The 26,366-nt window shown below is 71.1% G+C and carries 28 protein-coding genes; 12 read left to right on the top strand and 16 right to left on the bottom strand.

All coding sequences use genetic code 11. From position 1 onward, the window contains the following. Nucleotides 1-95: 95 nt before the first annotated feature. The 9 genes from EEJ31_RS02070 to acuI all read left to right on the top strand — a co-directional run bounded on the left by EEJ31_RS02070 (nt 96) and on the right by acuI (nt 7,538). Complete coding sequence (locus tag EEJ31_RS02070; protein WP_123044627.1) at nt 96-770, top strand: response regulator; 675 nt, start codon at nt 96-98, stop codon at nt 768-770. 98 nt (nt 771-868) lie between these two features. After that, nucleotides 869-1,516, top strand: coding sequence for a TMEM175 family protein (locus EEJ31_RS02065; RefSeq protein WP_123044626.1), 648 nt, complete (start codon nt 869-871; stop codon nt 1,514-1,516). Then, nucleotides 1,513-2,385, top strand: coding sequence for a CPBP family intramembrane glutamic endopeptidase (locus EEJ31_RS02060; RefSeq protein ID WP_123044625.1), 873 nt, complete (start codon nt 1,513-1,515; stop codon nt 2,383-2,385). The genes EEJ31_RS02065 and EEJ31_RS02060 overlap by 4 nt, the downstream gene beginning before the upstream one ends. Nucleotides 2,386-2,427: 42 nt before the next feature. Continuing rightward, on the top strand, nt 2,428-3,324 hold the full coding sequence (gene trhO / locus EEJ31_RS02055; RefSeq protein WP_123044624.1) for an oxygen-dependent tRNA uridine(34) hydroxylase TrhO: 897 nt from the start codon (nt 2,428-2,430) through the stop codon (nt 3,322-3,324). A 21-nt stretch (nt 3,325-3,345) separates the two neighbouring features. Next, nucleotides 3,346-3,927, top strand: coding sequence for a tetratricopeptide repeat protein (locus EEJ31_RS02050; protein WP_123044623.1), 582 nt, complete (start codon nt 3,346-3,348; stop codon nt 3,925-3,927). After that, nucleotides 3,902-4,732: a hypothetical protein gene (locus tag EEJ31_RS02045; RefSeq protein WP_123044622.1), complete on the top strand. Its 831-nt coding sequence runs from the start codon at nt 3,902-3,904 to the stop codon at nt 4,730-4,732. Before EEJ31_RS02050 ends, EEJ31_RS02045 begins: the two co-directional genes overlap by 26 nt. Before the next feature lie 42 nt (nt 4,733-4,774). Then, nucleotides 4,775-5,677 (top strand): ABC transporter ATP-binding protein, encoded by a 903-nt coding sequence (locus tag EEJ31_RS02040; RefSeq protein WP_123044621.1) that lies wholly within the window; start codon nt 4,775-4,777, stop codon nt 5,675-5,677. Then, a complete protein-coding gene (locus tag EEJ31_RS02035; protein WP_233563681.1) occupies nt 5,674-6,498 on the top strand; it encodes an ABC transporter permease in 825 nt (274 codons plus the stop codon). Before EEJ31_RS02040 ends, EEJ31_RS02035 begins: the two co-directional genes overlap by 4 nt. A gap of 23 nt (nt 6,499-6,521) precedes the next feature. Further along, nucleotides 6,522-7,538 (top strand): acrylyl-CoA reductase (NADPH), encoded by a 1,017-nt coding sequence (acuI, locus tag EEJ31_RS02030; protein WP_123044620.1) that lies wholly within the window; start codon nt 6,522-6,524, stop codon nt 7,536-7,538. Between the two features lie 13 nt (nt 7,539-7,551). Here the strand turns inward: acuI and EEJ31_RS02025 are convergent, their stop codons facing one another. From EEJ31_RS02025 to EEJ31_RS01965, 13 genes are all read right to left on the bottom strand, one after another. Then, complete coding sequence (locus EEJ31_RS02025; RefSeq protein ID WP_123044619.1) at nt 7,552-7,932, bottom strand: hypothetical protein; 381 nt, start codon at nt 7,930-7,932, stop codon at nt 7,552-7,554. Between the two features lie 131 nt (nt 7,933-8,063). Further along, nucleotides 8,064-9,386, bottom strand: a complete 1,323-nt coding sequence (gene hemL, locus EEJ31_RS02020) for a glutamate-1-semialdehyde 2,1-aminomutase (RefSeq protein ID WP_123044618.1) — start codon at nt 9,384-9,386, stop codon at nt 8,064-8,066. After that, nucleotides 9,386-10,372, bottom strand: a complete 987-nt coding sequence (gene hemB / locus EEJ31_RS02015; protein ID WP_123044617.1) for a porphobilinogen synthase — start codon at nt 10,370-10,372, stop codon at nt 9,386-9,388. Before hemB ends, hemL begins: the two co-directional genes overlap by 1 nt. A gap of 185 nt (nt 10,373-10,557) precedes the next feature. After that, nucleotides 10,558-11,346, bottom strand: a complete 789-nt coding sequence (locus tag EEJ31_RS02010) for a uroporphyrinogen-III synthase (RefSeq protein WP_233563680.1) — start codon at nt 11,344-11,346, stop codon at nt 10,558-10,560. Then, nucleotides 11,343-12,323 (bottom strand): hydroxymethylbilane synthase, encoded by a 981-nt coding sequence (gene hemC / locus EEJ31_RS02005; RefSeq protein ID WP_123044616.1) that lies wholly within the window; start codon nt 12,321-12,323, stop codon nt 11,343-11,345. The genes EEJ31_RS02010 and hemC overlap by 4 nt, the downstream gene beginning before the upstream one ends. Then, entirely contained in the window at nt 12,320-13,423 is a 1,104-nt protein-coding gene (locus tag EEJ31_RS02000) for a ferrochelatase (protein ID WP_123044615.1), read from the bottom strand. Before EEJ31_RS02000 ends, hemC begins: the two co-directional genes overlap by 4 nt. Then, a complete protein-coding gene (gene hemQ / locus EEJ31_RS01995) occupies nt 13,423-14,187 on the bottom strand; it encodes a hydrogen peroxide-dependent heme synthase (protein WP_123044614.1) in 765 nt (254 codons plus the stop codon). Before hemQ ends, EEJ31_RS02000 begins: the two co-directional genes overlap by 1 nt. Before the next feature lie 61 nt (nt 14,188-14,248). Further along, nucleotides 14,249-14,506: a DUF3618 domain-containing protein gene (locus EEJ31_RS01990; RefSeq protein ID WP_123044613.1), complete on the bottom strand. Its 258-nt coding sequence runs from the start codon at nt 14,504-14,506 to the stop codon at nt 14,249-14,251. After that, nucleotides 14,496-14,912: a phage holin family protein gene (locus EEJ31_RS01985; protein ID WP_123044612.1), complete on the bottom strand. Its 417-nt coding sequence runs from the start codon at nt 14,910-14,912 to the stop codon at nt 14,496-14,498. The genes EEJ31_RS01990 and EEJ31_RS01985 overlap by 11 nt, the downstream gene beginning before the upstream one ends. Nucleotides 14,913-14,915: 3 nt before the next feature. Continuing rightward, nucleotides 14,916-15,218: a hypothetical protein gene (locus tag EEJ31_RS01980; protein WP_123044611.1), complete on the bottom strand. Its 303-nt coding sequence runs from the start codon at nt 15,216-15,218 to the stop codon at nt 14,916-14,918. Between the two features lie 83 nt (nt 15,219-15,301). Beyond that, a complete protein-coding gene (locus tag EEJ31_RS01975) occupies nt 15,302-16,213 on the bottom strand; it encodes an HpcH/HpaI aldolase/citrate lyase family protein (protein WP_123044610.1) in 912 nt (303 codons plus the stop codon). A 136-nt stretch (nt 16,214-16,349) separates the two neighbouring features. Further along, nucleotides 16,350-17,837 (bottom strand): protoporphyrinogen oxidase, encoded by a 1,488-nt coding sequence (hemG, locus tag EEJ31_RS01970; protein WP_123044609.1) that lies wholly within the window; start codon nt 17,835-17,837, stop codon nt 16,350-16,352. A gap of 2 nt (nt 17,838-17,839) precedes the next feature. Beyond that, complete coding sequence (locus EEJ31_RS01965; RefSeq protein WP_123044608.1) at nt 17,840-19,018, bottom strand: uroporphyrinogen decarboxylase; 1,179 nt, start codon at nt 19,016-19,018, stop codon at nt 17,840-17,842. A gap of 82 nt (nt 19,019-19,100) precedes the next feature. Between EEJ31_RS01965 and EEJ31_RS01960 the strand changes: the two genes are divergently transcribed. After that, nucleotides 19,101-20,444 carry a glutamyl-tRNA reductase gene (locus EEJ31_RS01960; RefSeq protein WP_123044607.1) on the top strand — a complete coding sequence of 448 codons (1,344 nt, stop codon included), beginning with the start codon at nt 19,101-19,103 and terminating at the stop codon, nt 20,442-20,444. Nucleotides 20,445-20,648: 204 nt separating this feature from the next. After that, complete coding sequence (locus tag EEJ31_RS01955) at nt 20,649-21,689, top strand: zinc-binding dehydrogenase (RefSeq protein WP_123044606.1); 1,041 nt, start codon at nt 20,649-20,651, stop codon at nt 21,687-21,689. A 102-nt stretch (nt 21,690-21,791) separates the two neighbouring features. Here EEJ31_RS01955 and EEJ31_RS01950 read toward each other — a convergent pair whose 3' ends face one another. Further along, nucleotides 21,792-23,054: an MFS transporter gene (locus EEJ31_RS01950; RefSeq protein ID WP_123044605.1), complete on the bottom strand. Its 1,263-nt coding sequence runs from the start codon at nt 23,052-23,054 to the stop codon at nt 21,792-21,794. Between the two features lie 16 nt (nt 23,055-23,070). Further along, nucleotides 23,071-24,456 (bottom strand): glycine--tRNA ligase, encoded by a 1,386-nt coding sequence (locus tag EEJ31_RS01945; protein WP_123044604.1) that lies wholly within the window; start codon nt 24,454-24,456, stop codon nt 23,071-23,073. 250 nt (nt 24,457-24,706) lie between these two features. Between EEJ31_RS01945 and EEJ31_RS01940 the strand changes: the two genes are divergently transcribed. Next, complete coding sequence (locus EEJ31_RS01940) at nt 24,707-25,303, top strand: DUF5655 domain-containing protein (RefSeq protein WP_199727240.1); 597 nt, start codon at nt 24,707-24,709, stop codon at nt 25,301-25,303. A 157-nt stretch (nt 25,304-25,460) separates the two neighbouring features. On the opposite strand, the gene EEJ31_RS01935 is transcribed toward EEJ31_RS01940, so the two are convergent. Further along, nucleotides 25,461-26,360, bottom strand: a complete 900-nt coding sequence (locus EEJ31_RS01935; RefSeq protein ID WP_123044603.1) for a serine hydrolase — start codon at nt 26,358-26,360, stop codon at nt 25,461-25,463. Between the last annotated feature and the right edge of the window lie 6 nt (nt 26,361-26,366).

Here is a 26,366-nt window from a genome sequence, read left to right as displayed (position 1 = left end):
GTGGAGGCGGCACCGGGCGGCCTCCCACCGTCGGCTGAGGCGGGCGCGGGTGCCGGCGTGGGAAGCTGGGCACACGGATCCGGGGAGGACAGGGCATGGCGGATGTGCGGGTTGTGATCGCCGACGACCAGAAGATCGTGCGCGACGGCCTCGCCACCCTGCTGGGGCTGCTCGACGGCATCACCGTGGTGGGAACCGCCGTCGACGGCGACGATGCCGTGCGCCAGGTCGCGGCCGCCGAGCCGGATGTGGTGCTCATGGACCTCCGCATGCCCAACTGTTCCGGTGTGGAGGCGACCGAGAAGCTCAGCGCCGCCGGCTCCCGGGCGCGGGTGGTGGTGCTCACCACCTACTCCGACGACGACTGGGTGTTCGCCGCGCTGCGCGCCGGCGCCCGTGGCTTCCTCACCAAGGACGCGAGCGCGGAGGAGATCCAGCAGGCGATCCTCACGGTCGCGAGCGGTGAGGCGCAGCTCGACCCGAGCGTGCAGCGGCGGCTGCTGGAGGCGTTGGCGGGCGGCGGCCGGGCGGGCGTCGCGGAGCCGGCCGAGGCATCCGTTGCGCCGGTGCCCGATAACCTGACCCCCCGCGAGGTCGACGTGCTGCGGCTGATCGCGGCCGGACATTCGAACGCCGAGATCGCCGAGACCCTGTATGTGTCGGATGCCACGGTGAAGACCCACATCAACCACCTGCTGGCGAAGACCGCCATGCGTGACCGCGCGCAGCTCGTCGGCTACGCCTTCCGCAACGGGCTCGCGACGCCGTAGCCCGCGCTGCTGGTCCACCCCTGGTTGGAGACGGGCCCCGAGCAGGTTCCACCCCCGGGCCGACGAGCAGCGGATGCCCGGCCCGGCATGATCGCTGCATGTCCATCACCGAGAGCTACCGGCGAACCATCGCGGACGGCTCGTCGCCGGAGCGCGCCAACGCCTTCAGCGACGCCGTGTTCGCCATCGCGATGACCCTGCTGGTTCTCGAGATCCACGTGCCCGAAACGGATGACGGTGACCTGGCGGCGTCGCTGGCCGCCCTGGTGCCGTCGTATCTGACCTTCGCACTGAGCTTCGTGGTCGTGGGGGCGATCTGGATGTCGCATCACCGCAAGTTCCGGGCGATCGAACGGATCGATCAGCCGATCCTGCGGCTGAACCTGCTCATGCTCCTCGTCGTCGCGTCGCTGCCACTGCCCACCGCGATCCTCGGGCGGTTCGGCGACGAGGTGATCAGCGTGTACGTCTACGCGGCGTCGATCGCCGCGATCGGGTTCCTGATCTGTGCCATGTGGATCTACGCGTGGCACCGCGGTTTCGTCGCGGCATCCGTCGACGTCGACGTGTTCCGGTATGTGCTCGTGCAGTCCCTGCCGATCCCCGGCATGTTCCTCCTGTCGATTCCCATCGCGCTGCTCTTCGGCGCCACCGTCGCCGAACTCACCTGGGCCCTCACCCTCCCGCTCTCGTTTCTCATCACCCGCGTCTACCGCGCCCGTCGCGCTGAAAGGCACCCCTCATGAACCGCACGCTCCTGCTCATCCTTCGCCTCGCCGGTGGCCAGGTCGCCATGCTCCTGGCCACCGGCGTGGTCTTCGGCGCGTTCCTGCTCCTCGGCCTGGCGCCACTGATCTACGACGACTACGTCGTGCGGGCCGTGGCCGACGTGTCGCTCGCGGTCGTCATCTCGGCGTTCGTGGTCGTCTACGCCAACTCTCTGGGCGGCGTGCGTTTCCGCGAGTTCCTGCTGGGCTGGAACCGCCGCGACACGGCGTTCCTCGCGATCATGGCGGTGCTGATCCTCGGCATGGCGGCCGTCTACGTGCTGCTCGTCCGCGGCAGCGGCGCCTTCGCGATCGCCGCGCCGGCGCTGCCCGTGCTGCTGGTCGGCATCGTCGGGGAACTCGGTGTGGTGCACGAGGAGGTGCTCGCCCGCGGGTTCTTCCTGCGGCTCCTGAACAAGCACACCGGGGTGGTCGGTGCGATCCTCATCTCCGCCGCCCTGTTCAGCCTGGGCCACGCCATCTTCAAGAAGGCGGACTTCATGCTCCTCGGCCACTTCATGGCCGGGATCGCGTTCGGCTACGCCTACATCAAGAGCGGCAACCTGCTGGTGCCGATCGGCATGCACGTGCTCGACAACCTCTCCGCCGACCTGTTCATCCAGGGTGACAACGAGGGCGTCTCGCTCGGCATGGGCGTGTTCCAGTTTCCGGTGCACCTGGGCGCCGCCGAGCGGCTTCCGTACGACCTGGTGCTGATGCTTGTCGAGCTGCTGGTCGTGTGGGCCGTGTACTCACGCAGGCAGCCGGTCCTGCAGCCGCACCCGCGGTGGCTCGCCGCGGCATCCGTTGCGTCGGTCGTCAGTCGTCGCGAGCCGGCCGCCATCTGATCGGTGCGGAAGGCGGAACGGCCCACCGCGTAAAATGAGGCGGTGGCCGTTCCGAAGATCCTGCTGTATTACGTCTTCACCCCGCTGGCCGACCCCGACGCCGTGCGTCTCTGGCAGCGCAACCTCTGCGAGTCGCTGGGCCTGCGCGGCCGGATCCTCATCTCGAAGCACGGCCTGAACGGCACCGTCGGCGGTGAGCTGGGCGCCCTCAAGCGATACGTGCGGAAGACCCGCGACTACCCCGCCTTCAAGGGCATCGACGTCAAGTGGAGCGAGGGCACCGGCCTCGACGAGAACGGGTTGAGCCTCGACTTCCCGCGCCTGGTCGTGAAAGTGCGCGACGAGATCGTGAGTTTCGGCGCCCCCGACGAGCTCCGGGTCGACGAGACCGGCGTCGTGGGCGGCGGCGAGCGCCTCGCCCCCGAGCAGGTGCACGAGCTGGTCGCCGAGCGCGGCGACGACGTGGTGTTCTTCGACGGCCGCAACGGGTTCGAGGCCGAGATCGGGCGCTTCCGTGGGGCGGTGATCCCGGACGTCGCCACCACGCGGGAGTTCACGGCCGAGCTCGACAGCGGAAAGTACGACCACCTCAAGGACAAGCCGGTCGTGACTTACTGCACCGGGGGCATCCGGTGCGAGGTGCTCAGTGGGCTGATGAAGTCGCGCGGATTCAGCGAGGTGTACCAGCTCGAGGGCGGCATCGTGCGCTACGGCGAGGCGTTCGGCGACGACGGCCTGTGGGACGGCTCGCTCTACGTCTTCGACCAGCGGATGTCGGTGGACTTCAGCGACCACGCGGCCGTGCTCGGCCGCTGTGTGGCGTGCGGCGAGCCCACGAAGCACATGCGCAACTGCCGCGACCTCTCCTGCCGCGAGCAGCTCGTCGTGTGCCCCGGCTGCGCGGCCGGCGACCCCGCCTGCTCCGCCCACACTGTCTGACCTGCTCGCTAGAGTGTCGGCATGACTGAGTACGGGATCGAGTGGGAACGAGAGCTGGCTGAGCTGTGGTCGGCGTTCGACGACCTCAGCGAGCAGGAGTTTCTGCTGCGTATGACGCGGCTGACTGATCAACTCCCCGACGAAAGTCCGGTGCGCCCTTTCGAACTTGCGGCTGCCTTGGATTCCACCGGTCATCCCGAAGGCGCGGTGCCGTTGTATGAGCTCGCCATCGCGAGTGGCGTGGGTCTCATCCGCCGGCGACGCGCGGTGATCCAGCTGGCCAGTTCCCTGCGTCTCCTCGGCCGCGCGGAGGAGAGCGTCGAGCTTCTCACCGCGGAGCGCGCCCAGCTGCCGGGAGTGGACGGCGACAACTTCACGGACGATCGCTACTTTGATGACGGCTCTGACGACGAGCGGGTCCATGGCGGAAGCCTGGGCAACGATGAGCTGTCCGACGAGCTCTGCACCGTGCTCGCCCTGGCGCTCGTCGATGTCGGCCGGGAGCGGGAGGCGGTATCCGTCGCCCTGACGGCGCTTGTTCCGCACCTCACCCGCTATCGCCGCTCCATGGCGAACTATGCCCGGCAGCTCCTCGACGACTGAGCAGCCGCCGCCGGAGGTGCTGCGCGCATTCGGCGCGACCGGCGTTCCCCACCGGCTGCCGGGCGGGCAGGGCACGACGTGGCAGTGCGGCGACCTCGTGCTGAAGCCGCGTGACATGCCCGCTCACGCACTTGACTGGCTCGCCGGCGAGGTGGCGCCCCGGCTCCGATCCGGCGAGATCCGGGCTGCCCTGCCGTTGCCGGCGCGCTCAGGCGGATTCGAGATCGGCGGGTGGACCGCGTTCCCGGCCCTGCCCGGCAGCCACCTGCCGGGCAGGTGGCTCGACATCATCGCCGCGGGTCGCCGGTTCTCCGACCTCTGCGCGGGCGTTAGCGAACCGTCGTTCATCCGGGCGCGAACGGATGCCTGGGCGCGCGGCGATCGCATCGCCTGGGGCGAGGAGACGGTCGCCCAGGTCGAGGCCGTCCCGGAGATCGCGCGCATCCGCTCGGTCTTGCAGCCGGTGGAGGACACGCCGACGCTCGTCCACGGCGACCTCACCGGCAATGTGCTGTTCCACGACGACCTCCCGCCGGCCATCATCGACCTCTCGCTGTACTGGCGCCCAGCGGCCTACGCCTCCGCGATCGTCGTCGTCGACGCGATCACCTTCGAGGGCGCGCCGACCGGCCTCGTGCAGACCGCCGCAACGGCGCCCGCCTTCGGGCAGTACCTGCTCCGCGCGATCGTCTTCCGCCTGGCGACCGACAGCCTGACCGGCCGCTCAGGCCCCGGCGGCCCGTCGGCCTACCGTCGGGCCATCGATTCCACCCTCGCATTCCTCGGCAGTGGATTTCCGTGTTGACCGGCTCTTCCGCTAGGCTGAGCTGCAAGGAAAGAGGTACGGATGCCTGCTGGCTCAGTTGTCGAATTCGCGAACGTCACGAAGCGCTTCGGCGCGGTCACGGCCGTCGACGACCTCTCGTTCACCGTGGAGCCCGGCCGGGTGACCGGCTTCCTCGGCCCCAACGGCGCGGGCAAGACCACGAGCCTGCGCATGCTCCTCGGGCTGGTGACGCCGACGGCGGGCACGGCCACCTTCGGCGGCGTGCGTTACGCCGATCTCTCGCATCCGCTGGCCACCGTCGGCTCCGCCCTCGAGGCCGCGAGTTTCCACCCCGGCCGCACCGCCCGCAACCACCTGCGCGTTTATGCCATCGGCGCCGGTCTTCCGCCAACGCGCGTCGGTGAGGTGCTGCAGACCGTGGGCCTCACCGAGTACGCGGACCGCCGGGTGGGCGGATACTCCCTCGGCATGCGCCAACGGCTGGGGCTCGCCTTCGCCCTGATCGGCGACCCGGGCGTGCTCGTGCTCGACGAGCCGATCAACGGGCTCGACCCCGAGGGCATCAAGTGGATCCGCGGTTTCCTGCGAGAGCTCGCCGGTGAGGGCCGCACGGTTCTCGTCAGCTCGCACCTGCTCTCCGAGGTGCAACAGAGCGTGGACGACGTGGTGATCATCGCGCGCGGGCGCCTCGTGCACCGGGGACCGCTATCCAGCCTCGAGACCGAGACCGCCCCGCAGGTGGTGGTCGACTCCCCCACCCGCGAGGCGCTGGCGGCGGCCCTGACGGATGCCGGCATCCGCTTCACCGAGGGACGCACCGGCCTGCTCGCCGCCGACCCCGACCCCGCCCGCATCGGCCACGTCGCCTTCGCCGCGGGAGTGGAGCTCAGCACATTGCATCGGCAGAAATCCGGGCTCGAGGACTCCTTCCTCGCGCTCGTGGGAGAGGGGCACACGCTGTGAGCGGCTACCTGCGTTCGGTGGCGGCCGAGTTCACCAAGGTCACGAGCACCCGCATCTGGTGGGTGATCGCCCTCGTGCTGTTCGGCTACATCGCCGTGCTGGCCGGCGGGCTGTCGGCGCTCTTCGGCGGCGTGCAGAGCGGAGCCATCGGGTCGTCCATGGGCGGCGGGCAGGCGCCGCCGCCCGCCCAGCTGCCGGCCCTCATCTACAGCTTTGCGTCCTCCGTCGGGTACGTTTTCCCGGTGCTGTTGGGCGCCCTGGCCGTCACCGGTGAGTTCCGGCACCAGACGCTGACACCGACGTTCCTGGCGGTGCCGCGCCGGGGCCGGGTGCTCGCCGCGAAACTGACCACGCTCTTCGGCTTCGGGGCCGTGCTGGGCGTCGTTGCCCTGCTCGCCTCGGTGGGCGTCGGCGCGCTCGTGATGGGTACGTTCGGCGTCGACCCGGTGCTCGGCGAGAGCGACACCTGGGCCCTCATCGGCCGCTCCGTGCTCGCCATGGCGCTCTGGGCCGCCGTCGGCGTCGGCCTCGGCGTTCTGGTGCCGAACCAGGTGGCGACGATCGTCATCGTGCTCGCGTTCACCCAGTTCATCGAGCCGCTGCTGCGCCTGGCCTCGACGTTCACCGACGCGACCGCGGGCATCGGCCGATTCCTGCCGGGGGCCGCCTCCGATGCGCTCGTGGGAGCCAGCTTCTTCTCGATCGCCGCACCCGGCGCATCCGTTCTCGAGTGGTGGCAGGGCGGCCTGGTGCTGCTGGCCTACGCCGTCGTCCTGACCGTGATCGGCTACCTCGTCACCTGGCGGCGCGACGTCACCTGAAGCGGGTAAGTAGGCTGGGTGGCATGGGCGCAGAGACGGGTTTCAGGGCGATCGTGGTCGACAAGACAACGGATGCCGACGGCGCCGGCCATCCGTCCGCCAGCCTGTGCACGGTGGACGACGCCTTTCTCATGGCGGGCGAGGTCACCGTTTCCGTCGAGTATTCGAGCATCAACTACAAGGACGGGCTTGCGATCACCGGCCGGCCGGGCGTCGCCCGGGTCTGGCCGCTCATCGCCGGCATCGACCTGGTCGGCACCGTCGAGGAGAGCAGCGACGCGCGCTGGGTGCCCGGCGACACCGTCATCCTGAACGGCGCAGGCCTCGGCGAGAGCCACCACGGCGGCCTCGCCGAGCGGGCCCGGGTGGCGGGTGACGCACTGGTGCGGCTCCCCGAGGGAATCAGCGCGCGGCAGGCCGCAGCCGTGGGGACGGCCGGGTTCACCGCCATGCTGTCTGTGCTCGCCCTGGAACGGGCCGGGGTCTCCCCCGACGCCGGCGACGTGCTCGTCACCGGCGCTACCGGCGGCGTCGGCTCCATCGCCGTCGCGGTGCTGTCGGCCCGCGGCTTCCGCGTGCACGCCTCCACCGGCCGGGTCGACGAGCTCGGCGACTACCTCCGGAAGCTGGGAGCCGTAGCGGTCGTCGACCGGGCGACGCTGGGCGAACCGGGCAAGCCGCTGCAGGCCCAGCAGTGGGCGGCCGCCGTCGACTCGGTGGGCAGCGTGACGCTCGCGAACGTGCTCGCCCAAACCCGGTATGGCGGATTCGTGACCGCGTGCGGCCTGGCGCAGGGCTCCGACCTTCCCGCGACCGTCATGCCGTTCATCCTGCGCGGGGTCAGCCTCCTCGGCGTGAACTCGGTGGAGGCCCCACGGCCGCTCCGGGAGCAGGCCTGGGCGCGGATCGCCACCGATCTCGACCTCGGCCTGCTCGACGAGCTGACCTGCGAGATCGGCCTGGAGGATTCGTTCCATGCCGCGGAAGGCATATTGGCCGGGAACCTGCACGGCCGCACGGTCGTCGACGTGCGACGGTAGCCGGCAGGGCAGCTCAGCTGGGCGACCAGGGGGTCGACTCGGCTTCGTCCTGCAGCTTGAGCGAGGCGATCAGCTCGGCGGCGTGCTGGCTGGTGAGGATCACGCGGGCGAACTCCTCGTCGACCAGGTCGATCACCACGGCCTGCTGCTTGCCCTTGACCGCGAGGAAGTCCTTGCCGCCGTGGAACTTCCAGGCGCCGATGGCGACCACCAGCGGCACCTCGACGCCCCGTGTGCGGATGCCGCGCAGCCAGATCCACGGGTCGTCGGTGATCGTGACCGAGCGGATGCTCTCCCGCGGGATGACGAGGTCGTCCTTGTGCATCGACAACAGCTTCTCCGCACGGGTCAGCTGAATCTCAAGCCGATCGGAATGCACGCGCACGGAGGTCATGCGTCTAGTCTGCCGCCTCGCACGCGGATTCGGCTTGTCCGGTTCTCACAAAGCCATAACTCTCCGCTGGTCGGGCCGGTCCAATCCGGCCGCTCATTCCCGCCCGACGTGCCGGCCACGCGCGCCGCCGCTCAGGCCGGGGTGGCGGATGCGGCGGCCTTCGCCGCGCGCGGCAGGGCGTCCAGCACGCGGCCGATGGCGTCCTCGTCGTGCGCGGCCGAGACGAACCAGGCCTCGAAGACCGACGGCGGCAGCGACACCCCGTCGGCGAGCATGCTGTGGAAGAACGGCGGGTATCGGAACGACTCCTGGCCCTGCACCTCGACGTAATTCCGAGGCGCCTGCCGGGCCGCGGCCGGGCCGAAGACGAAGCTGAACAGGTTTCCGGCCCGCTGCACGCTGTGCTCGACACCCTCGGCGGACAGCGCCGCCGAGACCGAGTCGGAGACGACGCTCGCGGTCTGGTCCAGGCGCTCGTACACCGCGGCATCCGCTGCCCGCAGCGTGGCAATGCCCGCGGCCACCGCCACCGGGTTCCCGGAGAGTGTGCCCGCCTGGTAGACCGGCCCGGCCGGCGCGAGGTAGTCCATCACCTCGGCGCGGCCGCCGAGCGCGGCGACGGGAAGTCCGCCGCCGATGACCTTGCCGAAGGTGATGAGGTCGGGCCGGTACGCGTCGCCGGCCGCCTGCTCGAGTCCCCAGAAGCCGGCGGGGCCCACGCGGAATCCGGTGAGCACCTCGTCGAGGATGAGCAGCGCGCCTTCCTCGTGCACCAGGTCGGCGAGGGCGGCGTTGAAACCCGGATCGGGGGCCACGACGCCCATGTTCGCGGCGGCCGCCTCGGTGATCACGGCGGCGATGCGGCCGGGGTGGGCGGCGAAGGCCGCGCGCACGGCGTCGAGATCGTTGTACGGAAGCACGAGCGTCTGCGCGGCGGTCGCGGCGGTCACACCCGCGGAACCGGGCATCGCGAGCGTCGCGAGCCCGGATCCCGCCTCGGCAAGCAGGCCGTCGGAGTGCCCGTGGTAGTGGCCCGCGAACTTCACGAGCAGGTCGCGGCCGGTGAAGCCGCGCGCCAGCCGGATGGCCGTCATCGTGGCCTCGGTGCCGGTGGAGACGAGGCGCAGCTTCTCGACCGCGCCCACGCGGTCCTTCACAAGCTCGGCGAGCACGGTCTCGCTCGGCGTGGAGGCGCCGAACGACAGGCCGAGCGCGGCGGCTTCCTGCACCGCCCTGACGACCTCCGGATGCGCGTGGCCGAGGATCGCGGGACCCCAGGAGCTGACGAGGTCGACGTAGTCGCGACCGTCAGAGTCCGTCACGTACGCGCCCGCGGCCGAGACCAGGAACAGCGGCGTGCCGCCCACGGAGCGGAAGGCCCGCACCGGCGAGTTCACGCCGCCCGGGATGGAGTCCTGCGCGCGGGCGAAGAGTTCATCGTTGTGGGTGGTCATCAGCGCTGTGCCCCGCCCAGCCAGTCGGCGAGTTCGACGGCCCAGTAGGTGAGCACGGCGTCGGCTCCGGCGCGACGGATGCCGAGGACGGACTCCTCGATGGTGCGCCGACGGTCGATCCAGCCGTTGGCGGCTGCGGCCTCGATCATCGCATACTCGCCGGAGACCTGATATGCCCACACCGGAATATCGCTGGCGGCGGCGACATCGGAGAGCACGTCGAGGTAGCTGCCGGCGGGCTTGACCATGACGATGTCGGCGCCCTCGTCGATGTCGAGGAGCGCCTCGCGGAGGCCTTCGCGGCGGTTGCCGGGATTCAGCTGGTAGGCGCGGCGGTCGCCGGTCAGGGCGGAATCCACCGCCTCACGGAACGGCCCGTAGTAGGCGGAGGCGTACTTCGCGGAGTAGGCGAGCACCGCGGTGTCCTGGAAGCCGTTGTCGTCGAGCACCTCGCGCACGGCGGCGGTCTGGCCGTCCATCATGCCGCTGAGCCCCAGCAACTGGGAGCCGGCGGCCGCCTGCGCGAGCGCCATGTCCCGGTAGCGCTCCAGGGTCGCGTCGTTGTCGACGTGACCGTCGGCGGCGAGGACGCCGCAGTGGCCGTGGTCGGTGAACTCGTCGAGGCACAGGTCGGTCTGCACGACCAGCGCGTCGCCCACTTCCTCCACGAGCGCGCGGGTGGCCACGTTGAGGATGCCGTTCTCGTCGGTCGCGCCGGAGCCGATCGCGTCACGCTGCGCGGGAACGCCGAACAGCATCACGCCGCCGATCCCGGCCTCCGCGGCATCCGCCACCGCGCGCCGGGCGCTGTCGAGGGTGTGCTGCACGACACCGGGCATCGACGCGATGGGCACCGGCTGGTCGGTGCCCTCACGCACGAACATCGGGAGGATGAGCTCCGCCGGATGCAGGCGGGTCTCGCTGGCGAGGCGGCGGAAGGCGGGGGTCGCGCGCAGTCGGCGCGGGCGGATGAGCGGTGGTTTCACCCGTTAAGCCTACGGGCGCAGGCTGAGTGCTTCTCCCAGCCGCAAGTGCGGGCCAAACGCCGCCCCCGGCCCCGGAAGGCGGCAGAAACCGCGCACTCGCGAGCATGTCCTCCCCGGGCACCATCGCGAGTGCGGGGGAATCGCCGCCCCGGAGGGCGGTAGGCGGCAGAAACCGCGCACCGGCGTCAGTCGGCCTCGGCGATGCGCACCAGCGCGTCGATCAGGCTCTCGGCGCTCCGCTCGTCGGCGACCACGTCGACCCGCAGGCCGATCGCCCGGGCGTCCTTGGCCGTGCGCGGGCCGATGCAGGCAACCAGCGTGGACTCGGGGATCGGCCCGAGCTGCTCCTGCACCTGCTGGGCGACGCTCCCCGACGTCACGAGGACCGCCCGCACGGCGCCCGCCGCGACATCCGTTTTGACCTTGTCGGTCACCGGAACGCCGATGGTGCGGTAGGCGACCACGGATTCGACGTCGTGGCCCAGTCGGCGCAGTCCCTCGGTCAGGAGCGGCTTGGCGATCTCGGAGCGCAGCGTGAGCACGCGCAGCGGGTTCGCGCCGCCGGTCACGGCTTCCCATTCGGCCAACATGCCGCGAGCGGAATTGTCCTCGGAGGGAACGATGTCCACCCGGTAGCCGGCCGCCACGAGCGCGGCGGCGGTGGTCTCGCCGACGGCGGCGACGCGGGTTCCCGCCGGCACCACCGTGCGGTGCGACGACAGCACGTCGACGGTCGTGGCGCTCGTCACCGTCATCCAGTCGAACGCACCGGCGCTCAGTCGCGCCAGCGCCGCTTCAAGCGCATCGGCGTCTTCCGTTGGCGCGAAGTTGATCATCGGCGCCACGACCGGATGCGCCCCCTTGGCGCGCAGCTTCGCCGCCACCTGGTCACCCCACGGTCCGCCGCGCGGCACGAGCACCCGCCAGCCGGAGAGCGGCTTGCCCTGCGTGGGGATGGAACCGGTCGTCGTCACAGGCTGCTCCCCAGCGGTGCGAGCTCGGCCGCGCCGGCGCCGAGGAGTTCGGCGGCGGCACGCTCGGCGATGTCGATGGCCGCCACGGTGAGGTCGGCCGCGGAATGCGAGTCGGGCGTGGCCGCGTGCGAACTGGTGATCTGCCGGGTCCCGTCGGTGCTGTAGACCGTGGCGGTGAGGAAGACCAGCTCGTCGACGACGGCGGTGGCTCCGATCGGCGCGGCACAGCCGGCCTCCAGCCGGGCGAGGAGGAGGCGCTCGGCGGTGGTGGTGACCTGCGTGGTGACGTGGTTGATCGCCGCCAGCGCGGTGGCGAGGGCGCGGTCGGGCTTGCCCTCCCGCACCTCGATGGCGAGGGCGCCCTGACCCGGCGCCGTTGGCCACCCCGAGAGCTCCAGATAGTCGCTGGCCACCTCGTCGAGCCGCCCCAGTCGTCCGAGGCCGGCGGCCGCGAGCACGACGGCATCGAGGTCGCCCTCCGCGACCCGGCCAAGGCGCGTGTCGACGTTGCCGCGGATGTCGACGACGGTGAGGTCGGGGCGGCGGGCGCGCAACTGCGCGACGCGGCGCGGCGAACCGGTGCCGACCCGCGCTCCCTCGGGGAGGGTGTCGAGCGTGAAGCCGGCGCGCGCGCAGAGTACGTCGCGGGCATCCGCTCGCCGGGGTGTCGCGCCGATGACCAGGCCGGGGTGGGCCTTCGTGGGAAGGTCCTTGAACGAGTGCACGACGACGTCGCATTCGTCGTTCAGCAGCGCCTCGCGCAGGGCACTGGCGAAGACGCCCGTGCCGCCGAGACTCGAGAGCGACTCGCGGGAGGTGTCGCCGTGCGTCGTGATCGGGATGATCTCGATCTCCGCGCCGGCTGCGGCTCCCATCCGGTTGGCGATGGCCGTGGTCTGCGCCATGGCGAGCGCACTGCCCCGGGTGCCGACCCGGATCACGCCGGCCCCACCCGTCGACGCGCCCGCGGCGCTCATGGCGCCATCCCGGCGACGGCCGGCTTGAAGCCGGCGCGCACGTTCTCGCAGCAGCCGGGGCGGCACACGTCGTACCAAGGTCCGAGATCCGTCATGGCCGGCCGCTCGGCGTCGGGCACGTCATTGACGCGTTCCATCACGAGGTCGACCAGGCCCTTCACGTACTCGGGGTCGGTGCCGGGGGTCGGAGTGCGCACCGCGAAAAGCCCGTGCTCCTGCGCGGTCTCCATGGCCTCGTTGTCGAGGTCCCAGAGCACTTCCATGTGGTCGCTCACGAAGCCGAGCGGCACGATGACGACAGCGCGGATGCCACGGGCCGGCAGCTCGGCGATGGCGTCGTTGATGTCCGGCTCCAGCCACGGCATGCTGGGCGGCCCGCTCCGCGACTGGTACACCAGCTGCCAGCTGAGCGCCTGGTCGGAGGCCGCGGCCGCGACCACCTCGGCGACGGCCTCGTGCTGGGCGGCGTAGGCGCCGCCCTCGCCGAAGCCGCGCTCGGCCGGGCCGCTGAGCGCGGCATCCGTCGAGGGGATGGAGTGCGTGCTGAAGAGCACCTCCACCTCGGTGGCGAGGTCGATGCCGGGGAGCGCGTCGACGACCTTCGCCAGGCCCTGCTTCACGCCCTCGATGAAGGGCAGCACGAAGCCGGGGTGGTCGAAGAACTGGCGCACCTTGTCGATCTGCACGGCCCGTTCCAGGCCGGTGTCGATGAGCGCCGCCGCGAAGTCCTCGCGGTACTGACGGCAGCTCGAGTAGGAGCTGTAGGCGCTCGTGGCGACGGCGATCAGCCGGTCCTGGCCGTTCGCGTGCGCCTCGGTGATCACATCGGGCAGGTACGGCGCCCAGTTGCGGTTGCCCCAGAGCACCGGCAGGTCGATGCCGCGGGCAGCGAGCTCGGCCTCCAAGGCGGCCTTCAAGGCGCGGTTCTGGGAGTTGATCGGGCTGATGCCGCCGTAGTGACGGTAGTGGTGCGCCACCTCTTCGAGGCGTTCCTCCGGGATGCCGCGGCCCCGGGTCACATTGCGCAGGAACGGGATCACGTCGTCCTGGCCCTCGGGTCCACCGAATCCCGCGAGCAGGATGGCGTCGTACTGCGTCACTACTGCAGCACCTCCACGAGTTCGGCGGTGGTGACGCGCCGACCCGTGTAGAACGGCACCTCGAGGCGCACGTGGCGCCTCGCATCCGTTGCCCGCAGTTCACGCATGAGGTCGACCAGTTCGGTGAGCTCGTCGGATTCGATGGGCAGCAGCCACTCGTAGTCGCCGAGCGCGAAGGCGGCCACCGTGTTGGCGATGGCGCCGCGGAACGCGGCTCCCTTGCGGCCGTGGTTGGCGAGCATGGTGCTGCGCTCCTCGTCGGGGAGGAGGTACCACTCGTAGCTGCGCACGAACGGATAGACCGTGAGCCAGCTCTTGGGTTCGACACCGCGGAGGAACCCCGGAACGTGGCGCTTGTTGAACTCCGCGTCGCGGTGCACCCCCATGGCGTTCCACGTTGGCAGCAGGCTCTTCAGCAGCCGGCTGCGGCGAAGCTCGCGGTTCGCCCACTGCAGGGTCTCCGCCTCGGGTGCGTGCGTCCAGATCATCACGTCGGCGTCGGCCTTGAAGCCGGAGACGTCGTACAGGCCGCGCACGGTGACGCCCTCGGCCTCGACGAGCGCGATGACGTCATCGAGCTCGTTGACCGCGTGGGGGACATCGTGGCCGTCGAGGTCGTCGGGGTTGGCCGGGTCCTTGCGGAGCACGCTGAACAGGGTGAAGCCCTGCGGGGTCGCTTCCCCGGCGGCCGGGTAGTCCGACGCGTGGTGGGGGGAGGTGGAAGAAACGGGGGGCACTGCCTCTCCGGCAGCCGGCTGAGTCATGGGTACTAGTCTCCCTCGCAATGCGGCAAGAGACAAAAGCGGCCCCGGACCGGCGCCGCTGCTACCGGCGCAGGATGGCCCGGAGGCCGAGCCAGACGACTCCCCCGGCACCGAGCCCGGCCGCCGCGGCGACGCCGAGCAGGGCCAGCGGGTTCTCCAGCCCGAGCAGGCGCAGTTGCCGCTTCACGTCGAGCTTGTGCTCGATCGCGTCGAGCGTCGTGGCCAGTTCGAGACGGGCCGCGTGGGCGTCTTTCCGCAGGTCGGACAGCGAACGGTCGTGTCGCTCGGCCGCCTGGCGAACGCTCAGCTCAGTGCTCATATTCGCCGACCCCCTTGAGCGCGTCGATGTCTTCGCGGATGCTGGCGCGAACGCCGTTCGAATCGGTCGCCGTCGCCGCCTTCACCTTCTTCAGCCCGACCAGGGCGAGTACGACGGCGATGATCAGGAGCACGACCGCGATGATCAACGCGGAGAGCCAGAGCGGCAGCACCAGGGCCAGCGCGATGATGGCCGTCGCGATGAAGACGCAGCCGGCGAAGAACAGGAAGAGGGCCGCGGCGGCGAACATCGCGGCGCCGATGCCGAGTCCCTTGAGCTTCTCGGTCAGCTCGGCCTTGAACGCCGCGAGCTCCGCGCGTACCAGATCACCGATCTGGCTCGGCAGCTCACCGAGCAGCGCGGAGAGCGAGCGCCTCGTCTTCGGGTTGGAAGCGGTGTCGGTCACGCGTCACCTCCCGGGATGGGTGCGGGAAGTCGTGGTCGAATGGGGGTCCGTCGACGGGCTCGCCGGACGGTTTGAACCGACGAGCGACCGCACGGCCTTGCGCACGCCGCGGAACAGCACAACGGGCGTGTCGCCGATGACGTCGAGAGCCGCGTCGCGCACCTGGTGCACACGGCGCTGCACGGGGGGAGCCTCCCAGAAGTCCTTCGCGGTGGCGGCGATCTGTTCATACCGCTGGCGGCCGGCCCTGGCGCCGAGCACGTAGCCGATCAGCCCACCGACGATGAACTGAAGTTTTCCCCGCATTGTGGCTCCATTCCGTAGGTTGCCCCCAGCGTAACCCTGTTGCTCGTCCTCGCACACCGGGCCCGCTGGCATCCGTTGCACGGCTACATCGAGGGCTGGACCCCGAAAGAACGCGCGAGGCTCTCGATCTTCTGGGCGCGGCCGAGGCGCGGCAGGTCACTGCCGTCGCGGATCACGCGGCCGCGGGCCTCGAAGTCGGCGAGGAAGTCGAGGGCCCAGGCCACGTCGCTCGGCGTGGGGCTGATGACCTCGTTGACGACGTGGGTCTGTTCCGGGGCGAGGCAGATCTTGCCGGTCATGCCCATCGACACCGTGACGGCGGAGTGCTCGCGAAGCACCGGAAGGCTGCTGCCGACGGTCGGCCCGTCGATCGGGCCGGGGAGGCCGCCGACGCGGCTGGCGACGACGAGGCGCGCCCGCGGGTAGGCCATGGCCTCGTGGTCGGCGCTCATCCCGGTGTCCCGGCGGAAGTCGCCGCTGCCGAACGCGAGGCGGAAGACGCCCTTCGCCCGGGCGATGCTGGTGGCCTCCTCGATGCCGAGGGCGGACTCCACGAGTGCGACCACGGGAACGCTCCCGCCGAGGCGTGCCGACGTCTCGCTCACCTGGTCGGCGCTCTCGGTCTTGGCGAGCATGACGCCCAGCAGGTTGTCGATGCCGGAGAGCGCCTCAAGGTCGTCCGCCCAGAACGGCGAGGTGACGTCGTTGATGCGCACCCACGCCTTGCCGCCCTGCTTCAGCCAGTCGACGACGTGGGTGCGGGCCTCCGGCTTGTTCTTCGGGTCAACGGCGTCTTCGATGTCGAGGATGATGGCGTCCGCCCGCGAGCGCGCAGCCGAGTCGAACGTCTCCGGCCGGCTGGCGGGAACGAGCAGCCAGGAGCGCGCGATGTCGGCAGCGACCGACACCGGCGGAAGGTTGAGGTGCCACGATCCCGCGGCCTGTTCGGTTGTCTGCCTCGAGCTGACAGCCGTGCCGTATGGATCTCCGGTCATGCGCTCCCCCTTCGATCGGAAGTCTGTGTGCTGAAACTGGTGGGTCGATGAAAACCGTTGTGGCCCGTAGACAAAGGTATACGCTTCGGCCGTGAACCTGCCCAACGCGGTTCGGGGCCAGCCCGACGGGCCCCGTTCAGAGGTTGACGGCGGCGCGGCGGATGCGCGCGGCCGCGTCTCGCGCATCCGGGATGACCGCTGCGAGGCCCGTTCCCGACAGCCAGGCACCCGTCACGGCAAGCCCGGGGACATCCGCCACCGCATCCCGCACCTGCCGCACCCGTTCGCGGGCGCCGACGGTCGCCGGGGAAAGCGCGTCACCCCAGATCGTGCGCGCGAAGCCCCGCACGGACGCGGGTGGCAGCGGCACGCCGAGGATGGTGGCGGCGTCGCGGAGGGCGAGCTGCTCGAATTCGGCGTCGGTGAGCCCGGCGGCCGGATTCGGCTCCCCCGCGCGCCCGTAGGAGAGGCGGAGGACGTGGCGGCCCGGCCCGGCGGCCTCGGCCACCCAGGCCCACTTCGCGCTCACGTGCGTGAGCGCCTTCGCGCTGACCCCGGGCGTCCCCGCGGCCACGAGCACTCCGGTTCCGCGCGGGGCCGCGTCGAGCGCGGGGGCGTCGAGCACGAGCGTGGCCAGGTGCACGACCGTCGGCCCGGGCCAGCCGAGGTCGCGGAGTGCTCGCGCGTCGTCGCCGAGTGGCGCGAGCAGGTCGAGGGCGGCGGCGGCCGGCGTGGCGATGATGACGAAGTCGGCGTGCGCCACCTCCGGCTCGGCGCCTTCGCGTGCGTCCGGGCCGACCGGCGCCTCAACCGCCAGCTCCCAGTTCGGCTCGTCCGCCGTGCCGGTGGCGCGGAGGCCGCCGACCCGGGTCTCGGTGCGGATGCGCGCGCCGAAGGTGTCGAGGTCGCGGGTGAGGGCGGCGACGAGCTGCGACATCCCCCCGCGGAGTCCGCCCACGGCGGAACCGGCCGGCGCCTGCGCCCGCAGTGCCAGCACCGCGCCGGAGAGCGAGCCGGCCGTGGTGAGCGCGTTGTTCAGCCCGGGGGCGACCACGTCGAGTTCCAGCGCGTTCGCGGGCGCCGAGTAGACGCCCGAGGCGATCGGCTCGACCAGGCGTTCCAGCGTGCGCCGGCCCATCCGCTTCTCGACGAGCTCCCCGAGGCTGTGCTCGCGCCCGATCTTCAGCACGGGAATCACGCGGTCGGCCCATGCCCGCCAGGCCCCTCGCCAGCCGAGCACCCGGCGCACGTCGTCGGCGAGCGGCGAGCCCGGGATCCCGAGGATGCCGGCCTTCGGCAGCGGATGGCTCTCGCTGCCTCCGCCGTCGGCCGGCAGGTGCAGCCAGGCGCCGGCCGGGTTCGGGGCGACCACCAGGTCGGTGAGCCCCAGGTCGTCGACGAAGTCGGCGACCGTGCCCCGGCGCACCGCGAAACTCTCGGCGCCGCTGTCGAGGGTGAGCCCGGCGACCTCGTGGCTGGCGACGGCGCCGCCGACGGCATCCGTCGCCTCGTAGACGGTGACGCCGAGCCCCAGCCGGGCGCAGTCGCGGGCGGCGACGAGCCCCGCGATGCCGCCGCCGATGACGGCGACCTCTTTCTTGAGCGGGCCGAGCGGTGCGCCCATGGTCAGCCGGCGGATGCCGTCGTGCCGGCCTGGTGCACGAGCTCCACCAGGCGGGTCAGCACGTCGGGGTCCGTCTCGGGCGGCACGCCGTGGCCGAGGTTCAGCACGTGGGCGGGGGCGGTGCGGCCGCGCTCGAGCACGTCGCGCACGTGCGCCTCGAGCACCGGCCACGGGGCGGCCAGGAGCGCCGGGTCGACGTTGCCCTGTAACGGCACGACGCCGCCGAGGCGCCGGTTGGCCTCGTCGAGGGGCACGCGGTAGTCCACGCCCACGACGTCGGCGCCGATGTCGTACATCTCCTTGAGCAGCTCCCCGGTGCCGACGCCGAAGTGCACGACCGGCACGTTGCGGAGCGCGGGCTCCGGTTCGGGCTCGTCGACTCCGGGCGCGACGGGCGCGTCGAGCGGCTCCCCGGTCTCCGCCGGCTCGGCATAGGTGAGGTCGCGCACGTGGGAGATCGCCTGCGCGGAGGCCGGCGCCACGTAGCGCGCGTAGTCGTCGAGGGAGAGCGCGCCGGCCCAGGAGTCGAACAGCTGGGCGGCGCTCGCGCCCGCGAGCACCTGGGCGCGCAGGAACCGCCCGGTGACCTCCGCGGTCCAGGCCATGAGCCGCGCCCAGGCCTCGGGGTCGCCGTGCATGAGCGTGCGGGCGTGGATGTGGTCCTTCGACGGCCCGCCCTCCACGAGGTAGGCGGCGAGGGTGAACGGCGCCCCGGCGAATCCGATCAGGGGGGTCTCGCCGAGCTCGTCGGTGGTGCGCGTGACCGCCTGCCGAATGGGAAGCAGGGCGTCGTCGAGAATCGACGGGTCAAGCGCGACCAGGGCGTCGACATCCGCTGCGGTGCGCGTCGCCGTGCCGAGCACGGGCCCGCGACCGGGCACGATCTCCACGTCGACGCCCACGAGTCGCAGCGGAACCACGATGTCGCTGAAGAAGATGCCGGCGTCCACCCTGTGGCGGCGCACCGGTTGCAGGGTGATCTCGCTGGCCATCTCGGGGTCGAGGCAGGCGTCGAGCATGCGGGTGCCCACGCGCAGCTCGCGGTACTCGGGCAGCGAACGGCCCGCCTGGCGCATGAACCAGACCGGGGTGACGTCGGGGCGGGTCCCCTGGTAGGCACGGACCAGCCGCGAGGCGGACGTCAGGCCGGAAGACAGGGGATGCTGCGCGTCGAGGTTCACCTGCTGATTGTGTCAAATATCCCGGAAGGCGGCGATTCCGGCCGCTACTACGGCCCGTAGAATCTGGTCGTACAATGAATCAGTGCTGATTTGTCTCTCCGCAAGCCACAAGAACTCGAGTTTCGACGTACTCGAGAGATTGTCTGTCGGCGCGGATGCCACGGCACAGGACCTCATGCAGCGGCACCAGGCCCTCGATGGTGCGGTCGTGGTCGCCACCTGCAACCGCTTCGAGGCTTACCTCGATCTCGGCCAGCCGTTCGGCACAGCAACGGATGCCGTCGTGGAGGCCGCCGTCGGCGCGGTCAGCACCCACACGGGCGTCGCGGCCGACGTGCTCCGGTCGAGCCTCGAGCTCGTGCACGGGCCCGCCGTGGCCCAGCACCTGTTCTCGGTGACCAGTGGACTCGAATCCGTTGTCGTCGGTGAGGGGGAGATCGCCGGCCAGGTGCGGCGGTCGCTGGAGGCCGCGCGCGCGGCCGGGACCACCAGCCCCGAACTGGAGCGGTTGTTCCAGCGGGCCTCGCAGACCTCGCGCGGGGTGAAGAACCGCACCGGCATCGGGTCGGCCGGCCGCTCGCTCGTGCGGCTCGCCCTCGACCTCGCCGAATCCCGGGTCACCGATTGGGCGGCCACGCGGGTGCTGCTCGTGGGCACCGGCCGGTACGCCGGCGCCTCCCTCGCGGCGCTCCGCGACCGCGGGGTGGAGGACGTGCGGGTCTATTCCCCCTCGGGACGCGGCCGCAAGTTCGCCACCTCGCACGGCATCGCGTTCGTTCCCGAGGGCACGCTGGCCGCCGAGGCCGCCGAGGCAGACCTCATCGTCACCTGCACGGTGCTCGACCGCCATGTGATCGACGCGTCCGTGCTGGTCGCCGGCCGCAACGAGCTCGCCGACCTGCACTCCGTCGTCGCCACCGTGCAGCTGCCGGGGCCCGATGCGTCCCTCGCCCGGGAGCGGCAGCTGATCATCGACCTCGGCCTCCCGCGCAATGTCGACCCGGATGTCATCGAGGTCGACGGCGTCGAACTGCTCGACCTCGAGACCATCAAGCTGCACGCCCCGCTGGAGGAGCTGGACGCCACGAGCGAGGCGCGGGAGCTCGTGGGCCGGGCCGCACGCAAGTTCTCGGAGGTGTCCAGCGAGCAGAGCCTGGCGCCGGCGGTCGTGGCCCTGCGTGCCCACGTCTTCACGGTGCTCGACGCCGAGATCGAGCGTGCCCGCACCCGCGGCGACTCGGCGCAGACCGAGGCGGCCCTCCGCCACCTCGCCGGAGTGCTCCTGCACACGCCGATGGTGCGCGCCCGGGAGCTGGCCCGCGCGGGCGAGCAGCAGAGCTACGTCGACGCCCTGGACGCCCTCTTCGGCCTGCAGGTCGCGCTCGAGGCCCCGGTCGTGTCGGAGCCGGGCGAAGCGGTCTCCTAGCTCCGCCGCACCCCGCCCTCGCATTCGCGCCCGGTGCCCTCCGCCACCCCGCGCCCTCCGTCAACCCTCACCGAATGCAGGAACAGCGCCGCGTGTCGCCGCCCCACAGCTCGGAAGTGAAGAGCAGGGGCTTCACCACTGCGGGCGACACGACTCCGCTCCTGCAAACGGCACTCGGCGCGGCGAGTCTGCGAGCATGGGGAGATGCGCGCAGTGGTTGTGGACGAGTTCGGCCGGCTTCCCGAGGTGCGGGAGGTGCCGGGCCCCGTGCCCAGCGCCGGCGGCGTGGTGGTGCGGGTCGAGGCGACGGGCCTCTGCCGCAGCGACTGGCACGGCTGGCTGGGCCATGACGACGACATCCGCCTGCCGCACGTGCCCGGGCACGAACTGGTCGGCGTGATCGACGAGGTCGGCTCCGACGTGCGCCGCTTCCAGGTCGGCCAGCGCGTCACCGTGCCGTTCGTGTGCGCCTGCGGCCGCTGTCCCGAGTGCACCAGCGGCAATGCGCAGGTGTGCCGCAACCAGACCCAGCCCGGATTCACGCACTGGGGCTCCTACGCCGAGCGGGTCGCCCTGCACGACGCCGACGTGAACCTCATCCCGGTGCCGGAGACCCTCGACGCCGGCGCCGCCGCGCTCCTCGGCTGCCGGTTCGCCACCTCCTACCGCGGCCTCGTACATCGGGCCGGGCTGACGGCCGGCGAGGCCCTCGTGGTGGTGGGCTGCGGCGGGGTGGGACTCAGCGCCGTCATGATCGGGCACGCCCTCGGCGCCACGGTGATCGCCGTCGACATCAGCGCCTCTGCCCTCGATGCCGCGGCCCGGGCCGGGGCCGCGCACACGGTCGACTCATCAGGACTCGGCGACGACGCGGTCGTCGCACGCCTGCACGAGCTCACGGATGGCGGCGCGCAGGTCAGCCTCGAAGCCCTGGGCCGCGAGAACACGGTGGCCGTCGCCATCCGCTCGCTCGCGACGCGCGGGCGTCACGTGCAGGTCGGCCTGCTGCCGGAGGACCCGCGCGTACCGCTCGGCGCGGTGATCGCGAAGGAGCTCGCCGTGCTCGGCAGCCACGGGATGCCCGCGGCCGACTACCCGGAACTGCTCGCCCTCGTCGAGTCCGGGCGCCTGCGGCCGCAGGACCTCATCGCCCGCCGCATCACCCTCGACGAGGCCCCCGCCGCCCTCGCGGCGATGTCGGACCCGGTGCCGTCCGCCGGCGTCACCCTCATCGACCTCGCCTGACCGTCGCTAACTCCGGTGATCCGCACCCGATCACCGTTTGTCGCCCGACAACAGGCGGATGCCGCAGGTGCGGCGGGCGGATACCCGGAGTTAGCGACGGGGTCAGCCGGAAACAGCGCCGGCGCCGGCTGCGCGCACCCGCACGAACAGCAACATCGCGACGGCGACCGCGCAGAGCAGGAGGGCGCTCACCGCCACCGCGGGCTGCACGCCGAACAGCGTGCCGAGGATCCCGATGGTCAGGCCGCTCCCGGCGCGGAGGCCCATCGCCGACATGCCGTAGAGGCCGATGACGCGCCCACGGATGCCCGCCGGCGCGGCCAGCTGCACGATGGTCTGGGCCGTGGAGGTGGAGACGAGGTTCGCGATGCCCGCGAGAACCAGCACCAGCAGTGAGAACGCATAATTCCCCGAGAGCACGAACGCCAGGGTCGCGAGCCCGAAGACGAGGGTGCCCGCGATGGCGACGCGGATGGTGGGCCGGAACCAGCCGGACGACTCGATCAGCACCCCGCCGATCACGGCGCCCACCGCGTTCGCGCCCATGAGGGCGCTGTAGGCGAAGCCGGCGTTCTCCGCGCCGAGGCGGGCCGCGAACTCCGGCATCAGTGGCGCCAGCGCCACACCGATCAGCAGCGACGTCGCGCCGACGAGCACGATCATGCTGATGATCCGGGTATCGGAGCGCACCTCGCGCAGCACCGCGAGCGCGTCGCCCAGCGCCACCCGCACGCGCGGCACGGCGCCGTCCCGCAGGTGCCCGGTGAACGGCGTCAGGAACATGAAGGCGAACATCGGCACGAACATCAGCACGTTCACGAAGATGCCGACATTCGGCCCGACCACCACCAAGAGCACCGCCCCGACGAGCGGGCCGAGGAGCATCCCCATGCTCCTGCCGGTGGCGTTCAGCCGCACCGCGCTCGGCAGGTTCGCAGGCGAGCTGATGTCGTAGAGCATCATCTGCTCGGCCGGATGCCAGGTCGCGCTGGCCAGCCCGTGCATGACCAGGAGCACGCAGCAGTGCCACGGCTGCAGCACGCCGGTCAGGAAGAGCACGCCCCAGCCGACTGACACCGCCATGAAACACAGCTGCGCCGCCTGAATGATGCGCCGGCAGTCGTGCCGGTCGGCGAGCGCCCCGAACCACACCGAGAGGAACAGGTGCGGCAGCCAGTGGCTGACCACGGCGAAGCCCGCGAGGAGCGGCGAGTGGAACAGCTGCCACATCACCCAGTAGGTGATGACGTGCTCGATGTTGTCGCCCATCATGCCCAGCATGGCGAAGCCGATGTAGCGCCGGGTCTCGGGGTTGCGGAGCGCGGCGAAACGCACGGATGCCGTGCCGGCCGCCGCGTCGCTCATCAGGCGCGCCCGTGCATCAGGCGCCGCGGAGGCGCTCCGCGAGGTAGCCGTAGAGCTTGTCGAGCGGAATGCGCTCCTGCTGCATGGTGTCGCGGTCGCGCACCGTGACGGCCTGGTCCTCGAGCGAATCGAAGTCCACCGTGACGCAGAACGGGGTGCCGATCTCGTCCTGGCGGCGGTAGCGACGGCCGATGGCTCCGGCGTCATCGAAGTCCACGTTCCACGACTGGCGCAGGTCGGAAGCCAGCGAACGCGCCATGGGCGAGAGCGCCTCGTTCCGCGACAGCGGCAGGATGGCGACCTTCACCGGCGCCAGGCGCGGGTCGAGCTTCAGCACGGTGCGCTTGTCGACGCCGCCCTTCGCGTTCGGCACCTCCTCCTCGTGGTACGCGTCGACGAGGAACGCCATCAGCGATCGGGTGAGGCCGGCCGCCGGCTCGATGACGTAGGGCACCCAGCGCTCGTTCTTGTTCTGGTCGAAGAACGAGAGCTCCTTACCGGATGCCTCGGCGTGCGTGCGCAGGTCGAAGTCGGTCCGGTTCGCCACGCCTTCCAGCTCGCCGAATTCGCTTCCGCTGAAGCCGAACCGGTACTCGATGTCGACCGTGCGCTTCGAGTAGTGCGAGAGCTTCTCGGCCGGGTGCTCGTAGAACCGCAGGTTCTCCGGGTTGATGCCCAGGCCGGTGTACCAGCTCATCCGCTGCTCGAGCCAGTACTCGTGCCAAGTCTCGTCGGTGCCGGGCTCGACGAAGAACTCCATCTCCATCTGCTCGAACTCGCGCGTGCGGAAGATGAAGTTTCCCGGCGTGATCTCGTTGCGGAAGCTCTTGCCGATCTGGCCGATGCCGAACGGCGGCTTCATGCGCGCCGCCTGCAGCACGTTGGCGAAGTTCACGAAGATGCCCTGCGCCGTCTCCGGGCGGAGGTAGTGCATGCCCGCCTCGTCGTCGACCGGTCCGAGGAACGTCTTCAGGAGGCCCGAGAACGCGCGCGGCTCGGTCCAGGTGTGGCGCATGCCGCAGTTGGGGCAGGCGATGTCGTCGAGGCCGTTCTCGGGAGCGCGGCCCTTCTTCTCCTCGTACTCCTCCTCCAGGTGGTCGGCCCGGAAGCGCTTGTGGCAGTTCGTGCATTCCACCAGCGGATCGCTGAACACCTCGACGTGACCCGACGCCTCCCAGACCTGGCGCGGCAGGATGACGGAGGAGTCGAGGCCCACGACGTCGTCGCGGCCGGTGACCATGTAGCGCCACCACTGCCGCTTGATGTTCTCCTTGAGCTCGGTGCCGAGGGGCCCGTAGTCCCAGGCCGACCGTGACCCGCCGTAGATCTCACCGGCCTGGAAAACGAACCCGCGGTGGCGGGCGAGGGCGATGACGGCGTCGAGACGGCTGGGTGCGGCCACGGTGGCTCCAATGGTCGAGAAGTGGGCGAAAAGGCCATTTTAGGCGCTTGCGCACGCGGCCCCTGCGCACGTGCGCGCATCCGCTGAGCCGAGGACGCGTCACGGAAACAGGACCGGACGGTCGAAAACGCCCACTTCATCCTGCCTTCGCGCACAGCGTGCCGATTCCTCCTGCTTTCGCGACGGCTCGCATCCGCCCGGCATACTGGGGTGACGCGGGCAACGGATGCCGGCGAGAACAGGAATCCCGTTGTCCGACGCGACCTCGCCTTCCGCTGTCACCGTCAAGTCGTGGGAGGAGATGCGGCACTGGCAGGCGGGCCTGCTGGAGCGCTCGACCGGGCACGGCGTCGTGCACTGGCTGGAGCGCATCCGCGAAACCGCCCCATCAACGGAGGCCGCCCTCCGCACCTGGCTCGGCGAGCAGGGGGTCACCGGATACTCGCAACTGCTGCTCGTGCACGAGACGTTCGGCTACCCGGAGTTCATGCTGGCCAGCTCCGACGAGCTGATCGCCGGGCAGTACGCCGACCGGCCCGAGCTCCGCCCCATCCTCGACGCCGTACTTGCCGCCCTGCCCACCCTCGGCGAGGTGACCGTGCAGGTGCGCAAGACCTACATCGCGCTCGTCGGCCCGCGCCGCAGCTTCGCCCTCGTGCAGCCCACCACCAGAAAGCGCGTCGACCTCGGCCTCCGCATCGAGGCGCCAGCGGATGCCAGCCGCGTGCTTCCCGCCCGCAGCCTCGGCAGCGCCTCGTTCACCGCCCGCATCCCGCTGGCGTCACCCGATGAGGTGGACGACGAGGTGACGGGCTGGCTCCGCCGCACCTACGATGCCAACCTCTGAGGCGAGGCGTCGTTGCAGAAACAGGAAGGGCCGCCGGGAGACGGCCGGTTCTTCCTGTTCTCGTGCACGACGGGCCGATTCCTCGTGCTTCCGCGACAGGGCACAAGCAGATAAGGGCAGCGAAGCGGGCTGGGGCACTGCAATAGGGGGCGCCCGGTCAGTACACGTACTCCAGCAGGTCGAGGCCGAACGCGCGCATGCTGTCGATGACCGCGAGCCGGGTGGACAGCCGGTTGTCGGCGAAACCGAGGGAGACGGCGTAGGCGACGCCCGCCCGCGGCCCCCGCAGCACCCCCGCGTCGCTCCGCACCCCCACACCCGTGCCGGTCTTGTTCACCAGCAGCAGTCCGTGGTCGGCGTCACGGTGGTCGAACGGGTCGAGCCCGAACGCGCCGGCCACCATCGACAGGTCGGTGTTCAGCGAGAGCCAGGCCAGCACGCGTTCGCTCGTCACCTGGTCGACGACCTCACCGCGGGCGAGGGCCGTGAACAGCCCGGTGAGCTCCTTGGCGCTGGCGACCGAGAGGTGCGGCGCGTCGTCAGGTCCCCGCTCGTCGCGCACCACGTCGAGGAGGGCCGTGCGGGTGAGGCCGATCGATTCTGCCCGCCGACGGACCGCCGCCAGGCCGATGGAGCGGATGAGCACGTTGGTCGCCAGGTTGTCGCCGGTCGCGCCGATGAGGGCGGCAAGGTCGGCCACCGGCAGCGAGGGTGCCTGCAGGTGCTGCCAGATCCCCGACCCGGCCGCCGCGTCGGCGGGCTCCCGGTCGAGGATCGTGTACCCGCCGAGGTCGTCGTCGTCGAGCCGCGCCGCCACCTCGATCAGCAGCAGCACGGTGCCGATCCCGGCCGCGGGCATCACCACGTGATCATCGACCGACAGCAGCGCACGATTGGTGGCGAGATCGGTGGCCCGGGCCGAGACCTGCACGCCGTCCAGGGCCAGCTCGCCCAGGGTCTCGAAGCTTCGGCTGAAGTCGCCGGTCGTCCCCGAGCCCTTATGCTTACCCGCAGCCGGCGACGAATGCTTCGACCGCGACGAGTCCTGGAGTGGCATCCGTTG

The sequence above is a fragment of the Cryobacterium tepidiphilum genome, assembly GCF_003716325.1.
GTDB lineage: Bacteria > Actinomycetota > Actinomycetes > Actinomycetales > Microbacteriaceae > Cryobacterium > Cryobacterium tepidiphilum.
This window is presented reverse-complemented; position numbering and strand designations above follow the sequence as displayed.

What these genes read in the sequence shown, in the direction of transcription:
- hemL (WP_123044618.1), bottom strand. Translation starts at nt 9,386, where the DNA reads ATGACCACCCACAACGATGAACTCTTCGCCCGCGCGCAGGACTCCATC.
- EEJ31_RS02045 (WP_123044622.1), top strand. Translation starts at nt 3,902, where the DNA reads ATGCCCGGCAGCTCCTCGACGACTGAGCAGCCGCCGCCGGAGGTGCTG.
- EEJ31_RS01990 (WP_123044613.1), bottom strand. Translation starts at nt 14,506, where the DNA reads ATGAGCACTGAGCTGAGCGTTCGCCAGGCGGCCGAGCGACACGACCGT.
- EEJ31_RS01935 (WP_123044603.1), bottom strand. Translation starts at nt 26,360, where the DNA reads ATGCCACTCCAGGACTCGTCGCGGTCGAAGCATTCGTCGCCGGCTGCG.
- EEJ31_RS01955 (WP_123044606.1), top strand. Translation starts at nt 20,649, where the DNA reads ATGCGCGCAGTGGTTGTGGACGAGTTCGGCCGGCTTCCCGAGGTGCGG.
- EEJ31_RS02070 (WP_123044627.1), top strand. Translation starts at nt 96, where the DNA reads ATGGCGGATGTGCGGGTTGTGATCGCCGACGACCAGAAGATCGTGCGC.
- EEJ31_RS02065 (WP_123044626.1), top strand. Translation starts at nt 869, where the DNA reads ATGTCCATCACCGAGAGCTACCGGCGAACCATCGCGGACGGCTCGTCG.
- hemG (WP_123044609.1), bottom strand. Translation starts at nt 17,837, where the DNA reads ATGGGCGCACCGCTCGGCCCGCTCAAGAAAGAGGTCGCCGTCATCGGC.
- EEJ31_RS01980 (WP_123044611.1), bottom strand. Translation starts at nt 15,218, where the DNA reads ATGCGGGGAAAACTTCAGTTCATCGTCGGTGGGCTGATCGGCTACGTG.
- acuI (WP_123044620.1), top strand. Translation starts at nt 6,522, where the DNA reads ATGGGCGCAGAGACGGGTTTCAGGGCGATCGTGGTCGACAAGACAACG.
- EEJ31_RS02050 (WP_123044623.1), top strand. Translation starts at nt 3,346, where the DNA reads ATGACTGAGTACGGGATCGAGTGGGAACGAGAGCTGGCTGAGCTGTGG.
- EEJ31_RS01975 (WP_123044610.1), bottom strand. Translation starts at nt 16,213, where the DNA reads ATGACCGGAGATCCATACGGCACGGCTGTCAGCTCGAGGCAGACAACC.
- EEJ31_RS02025 (WP_123044619.1), bottom strand. Translation starts at nt 7,932, where the DNA reads ATGACCTCCGTGCGCGTGCATTCCGATCGGCTTGAGATTCAGCTGACC.
- hemQ (WP_123044614.1), bottom strand. Translation starts at nt 14,187, where the DNA reads ATGACTCAGCCGGCTGCCGGAGAGGCAGTGCCCCCCGTTTCTTCCACC.
- EEJ31_RS02060 (WP_123044625.1), top strand. Translation starts at nt 1,513, where the DNA reads ATGAACCGCACGCTCCTGCTCATCCTTCGCCTCGCCGGTGGCCAGGTC.
- EEJ31_RS01950 (WP_123044605.1), bottom strand. Translation starts at nt 23,054, where the DNA reads ATGAGCGACGCGGCGGCCGGCACGGCATCCGTGCGTTTCGCCGCGCTC.
- hemC (WP_123044616.1), bottom strand. Translation starts at nt 12,323, where the DNA reads ATGAGCGCCGCGGGCGCGTCGACGGGTGGGGCCGGCGTGATCCGGGTC.
- EEJ31_RS02040 (WP_123044621.1), top strand. Translation starts at nt 4,775, where the DNA reads ATGCCTGCTGGCTCAGTTGTCGAATTCGCGAACGTCACGAAGCGCTTC.